General features: G+C 43.7%; 3 protein-coding genes. All 3 read left to right on the top strand.

Annotation, left to right across the window (positions count from 1 at the left end):
* Window positions 1–85 precede the first annotated feature (85 nt).
* Window positions 86–1600, top strand: a complete 1515-nt coding sequence (locus DP116_RS27100; protein ID WP_169158081.1) for a thioredoxin-like domain-containing protein — start codon at window positions 86–88, stop codon at window positions 1598–1600.
* Between the two features lie 66 nt (window positions 1601–1666).
* On the top strand, window positions 1667–2017 hold the full coding sequence (locus DP116_RS27095) for a DUF952 domain-containing protein (protein WP_169158080.1): 351 nt from the start codon (window positions 1667–1669) through the stop codon (window positions 2015–2017).
* 189 nt (window positions 2018–2206) lie between these two features.
* On the top strand, window positions 2207–4644 hold a 2438-nt coding region (locus DP116_RS27090; protein WP_169158079.1), incomplete at its 3' end, for a PAS domain-containing sensor histidine kinase.

Below are 4644 nucleotides of genomic sequence, written 5' to 3'. Positions count from 1 at the left end.
GCGGAAAGTTGCCAGGAGGGTTTCCCTCCGTAGCAAACTTTCCAAGACGAATTTTAAATTTTGAATTTTGAAATTTGAATTGTTTATGATTCCGCGTGTTAGAGCACCAGAATTACCACAAAATTATCCTTGGCTGAATGTTGACAAACCTTTGTCTCTTCAAGAACTCAGGGGTAGAGTTGTCATTTTAGATTTCTGGACATATTGTTGTATCAACTGTCTGCATATCTTGCCAACCCTGAAATATCTCGAACAAAAGTATAAAGATAGCCTCACAGTTATTGGCGTACACAGTGCCAAATTTGACAATGAAAAGGAAACAGAGAATATCCGCCAAGCTATCCTCCGCTATAACATCGAACATCCAGTTTTAGTAGATAGTGGATTTCGAGTTTGGCAAGAATATGCTGTGCGGGCTTGGCCCACTTTGATGATAATTGATCCACAAGGTTACGTGATTAGTTACGTGTCTGGTGAAGGGAATAAAGATGTTTTAGATGAACTCATTCAAAAGTTAGTTAGCCAACACCAAGAAAAAGGCACGATTAATTTGCAAGAACTCAACCTGACTTTAGAAAAACAACGAAAACCATTAATCACACCCCTAGCTTTTCCTGGTAAAGTCCTGGCGACACAAGCGGGTTTGTTCATTGCTGACTCTGGACATCACCGTGTTGTCATGAGTAGCTTTGATGGGGAAATTATAAATTTAATTGGAAGTGGACAATCTGGATTAACCGATGGTTCTTTTAGTGAAGCTCAGTTTTTCGCACCGCAGGGAATGGTATTTGATAAAGAAAATCAGATTTTGTATGTTGCGGATACAGAAAATCATGCTCTGCGGCGAGTTGATTTAAAACACCAAGTCGTAGAAACGATTGCAGGAACAGGTGAACAAAGCCGTAATATTCGTCCTCACTCTGGTATTGGACGAAAAACAGCGCTAAATTCTCCTTGGGATTTACAGCTATGTGAAAATAGCTTGTTTATTGCGATGGCTGGTCCTCATCAAATTTGGGAAATGGACTTAGAAACTAACATTGTGAGAACCTATGCTGGTATGGGAGCAGAAGCTTGTGTAGATGGCGTACTGACTGAATCTACTTTTGCTCAGCCTAGCGGTATCACCACTGATGGACAAGAATTATACATTGCCGACAGTGAAATTAGCTCAATTCGCGGTGTGGGACTCGTTGAACCGCGACAAGTAAGAACCGTTTGCGGTAGTGGTGATTTGTTTGGTTTTGGTGACGTTGATGGACAAGGTTTCGATGTTAGGTTACAGCACTGTTTGGGAGTAGAATATGCTGAGAATCAGTTATGGGTAGCTGATACTTATAACCACAAAATTAAACTTGTTAACCCCCACACTGGCGATTGTCAAACAATCTTAGGTGATGGTTTGGTTGGTTTGCAAGATGGTGAAGGTAAAAATACTCGTTTTTCTGAACCTTCGGGACTGAGTGTGATCGGTTCTGATTTGTTTATTGCTGATACGAATAACCATGCTATCCGTCGCGTAGATTTGGATACGTTAACGGTGACAACATTAAACTTTCCTAATTTGTGCGCCCCAGATGTATGTGTTCCACATGAGTAAATGACAACTTAAATGTGTTGCTAAATACTTCTTATCTCTATGTTGAAAATGTCAAATTGAATCTTAATGAGCACTATCCTACACATCACTCAACGAGAACAATGGAAACAAGCCAAACTCCTCGGAACATATCAAGGTGACACCCTTGACTCTGAAGGCTTTATCCACTGTTCAACCCCAACACAAATCATTAAAGTCGCAAATACATTTTTTCGCAATCAAAAAGGATTGGTACTTATTTTCATCAATTCTGAAAAAGTTCAGCCGGAAATTCGCTATGAAGGTGTTGAGGAAGACGAACTCTTTCCTCATATTTATGGTGTTTTGAATATTGATGCTGTGTTCAAGGTGAGCGACTTTGAACCTGGAGAAGATGGCTTGTTTCTATTGACTCATGAAATATTAACTATGAAATAGTAGCTCAATAGTCGCACTCGAAAACGTCTAAAAAGTAGCTCTGGGAATCTGCTGGTAGCTTAATGAAATGGAGTGAGCAGAACACAAGACATTCAACAAATCACTCTTAAGGTAAATGTCAAAAGCCGAAATCTACAGTAAATTAAGCGAAGTTTGAGCTAGCTACTAAAGACAACTATCTACAATTGAATGCTAAAAGTTACTCGCTCTCGGCTACAGCAATACAGTGTTGCTGGACTTAGTGTCGGTCTGGCACTATTGCTTATGCTGGCGCTAGATCCTTGGCTTGCTATGACTAAGACCCCTTTTCTGCTATTTTTTGGGGCGGTTATAGTGAGTGCATGGTATGGAGGCTTGAGAGCGGGGTTATTGTCTACCTTCGTGTCTGTTCTGATTAGCAACTATTTCTTTCTACAGCCAATCTATTCGCTGGCGCTCGATCTACCCAACACTATAAGGCTTGCGCTGTTCGCACTTCAGGGAGTCCTCTTTAGTGTGCTATGCGAGGCGCTACGAAATGCCAAGCGACGGGCTGAAGTGAGCTTAGAAAGTCTACAAGCGGCTGACGTACGGTATCGTCGCATTGTGGAGACGGCGGGTGAAGGTATCTGGTTATTTGATGCTCAGTTGCATACGGAGTATGTGAATCCGCAACTGGCGCAGATGTTGGGATATAACGTGGAGCAAATGCTGCAACGTCCGATTTTGGACTTTATGGATCAAGCAGCTCAGGTGGAAGCACACCAGTACATAGCCCAACTGAAGCAGGGGATGCAACAGCGATTCGACTTTCGGTTTCAGTGTCGGGATGGCTCTAATTTATGGGCGATGGTTTCAACCACTCCAATTTTGGGTGAGTGGGGAGAATTTCAAGGCGGACTCGCGATGATAAGCAACCTGAGTCAGCGCAAGCAGATTGAAGAGTCGCTACAAGTCAGAGAAGAACAGCTGCGGTTGTTTGTTGAGCATGCGCCAGCAGCTATTGCCATGCTTGACAACCAGATGCGATATATTCTTGTGAGTCAACGATGGCTGACAGATTTTCAGTTGCAAAATCAAAACATTATTGGTCGCTCTCATTACGAAGTGTTTCCCGAAATTCCCGACTCTTGGCGAGAAATTCATGCTTTGTGTTTGGCTGGGGAGGTTCGGAAATCTGAAAAAGAATTATTCCCCCGTGCTGATGGCTCAATCGATTGGGTGAAATGGGAAATCCATCCTTGGCGAAACCGAGTTGATGAAATTGGTGGCATCATTATTTTTACAGAGGTCATCACTGAACGTGTACAGGCAGAAGAAGCTGTGCAAGCGGCTAACAACCGCATCACGATGATTCTTGAAAGCATAACAGAAGCATTTGTTGCCTTTGATCGTGAGTGGCGCTATACCTACGTGAATCAGGAAGCCGCACGACTTTTGCAAAAACCACCCGAAGAACTGCTGGGTAAGCAGTTATGGAAAGATGTTTACCCGGAATTAATCGGCAAAACTTTTTATCAAGAAGCTCATCGGGCGATCTGCGCTCCGCGCAGCAGCGAAGCTATCGCCCAACAAGTTCCCATTGAATTTGAGGAGTTCTGTGAGGTACTACACCGGTGGCTGGAAATTAGGATGTATCCCAGTTCTGAAGGGCTTGCAGTTTACTTTCGCGATGTGACTGAGCGCAAAAAGGGGAAGGAAGAACTCCAACAAAGTGAAGCGAAGTTTAGACGTTTGTTTGAGTCTAATCTTGTGGGAGTTGCTTTCTGGAATGTCGAAGGCTTTATAACCAATGCTAACGATGCTTATTTGCGTATCGTTGGCTACAGCCGTCAGGAGTTTGATGCTTTAGGGAGAATTGACTGGCGTTCACTGACTCCACCAGAGTACAACGATGTGGATAACCGAGCGCTTGAGGAAGCCTTTAATACCAGAGTTTCCAGTATTTTTGAGAAAGAGTATGTTCAACGAGACGGTACACGAGTACCAGTTGTCTTAGGTATAGCTTTGATGGACGATTCCCAAGTTGATGGAGTCGCATTTGTGTTGGACATTAGCAAACGCAAACAAGCAGAACAAGAGCGCGATCGCCTTTTACAAGCTGAGCAAAAAGCGCGGGCGACAGCAGAAGCAGCAAATCGCATGAAGGATGAGTTCCTTGCTGTTCTTTCTCATGAGTTGCGTTCTCCCCTCAATGCTATGCTTGGTTGGCTGACTATCATGCGTACGGAAAATCTTGATGAAGCAACCACAGCCCGCGCGCTGGAAACCATTGAACGCAATGCTAGAGCACAAGCACAACTAGTCGAAGATTTGCTGGATGTCTCCCGCATTATCCAAGGAAAATTACGCCTGAACGTCCGTACTGTGGATCTATTACCCGCAATTGAGGCAGCAATTGATACGGTAAATCCTGCCGCCCTGGCAAAAAACATCCGACTTCAACCAGTGCTAGACCCAGATGCTGGACCAGTTTTTGGCGATTCAGACCGCTTGCAGCAAATTGTCTGGAATCTGCTATCGAATGCTGTAAAGTTTACCCCAAAAGGTGGACGGGTCCAGATTCGCTTGGAACGCGTCCACTCTCATGTGGAAATTGTTGTATCTGATACTGGTAAGGGAATAAGCCCTGAGTTTCTTCCTTATGT

Source organism: Brasilonema bromeliae SPC951 (genome assembly GCF_012912135.1).
Lineage (GTDB): Bacteria > Cyanobacteriota > Cyanobacteriia > Cyanobacteriales > Nostocaceae > Brasilonema > Brasilonema bromeliae.
Note: the sequence above shows the minus strand (reverse complement) of the source record. Positions and strands in the feature narration are given on the sequence as shown.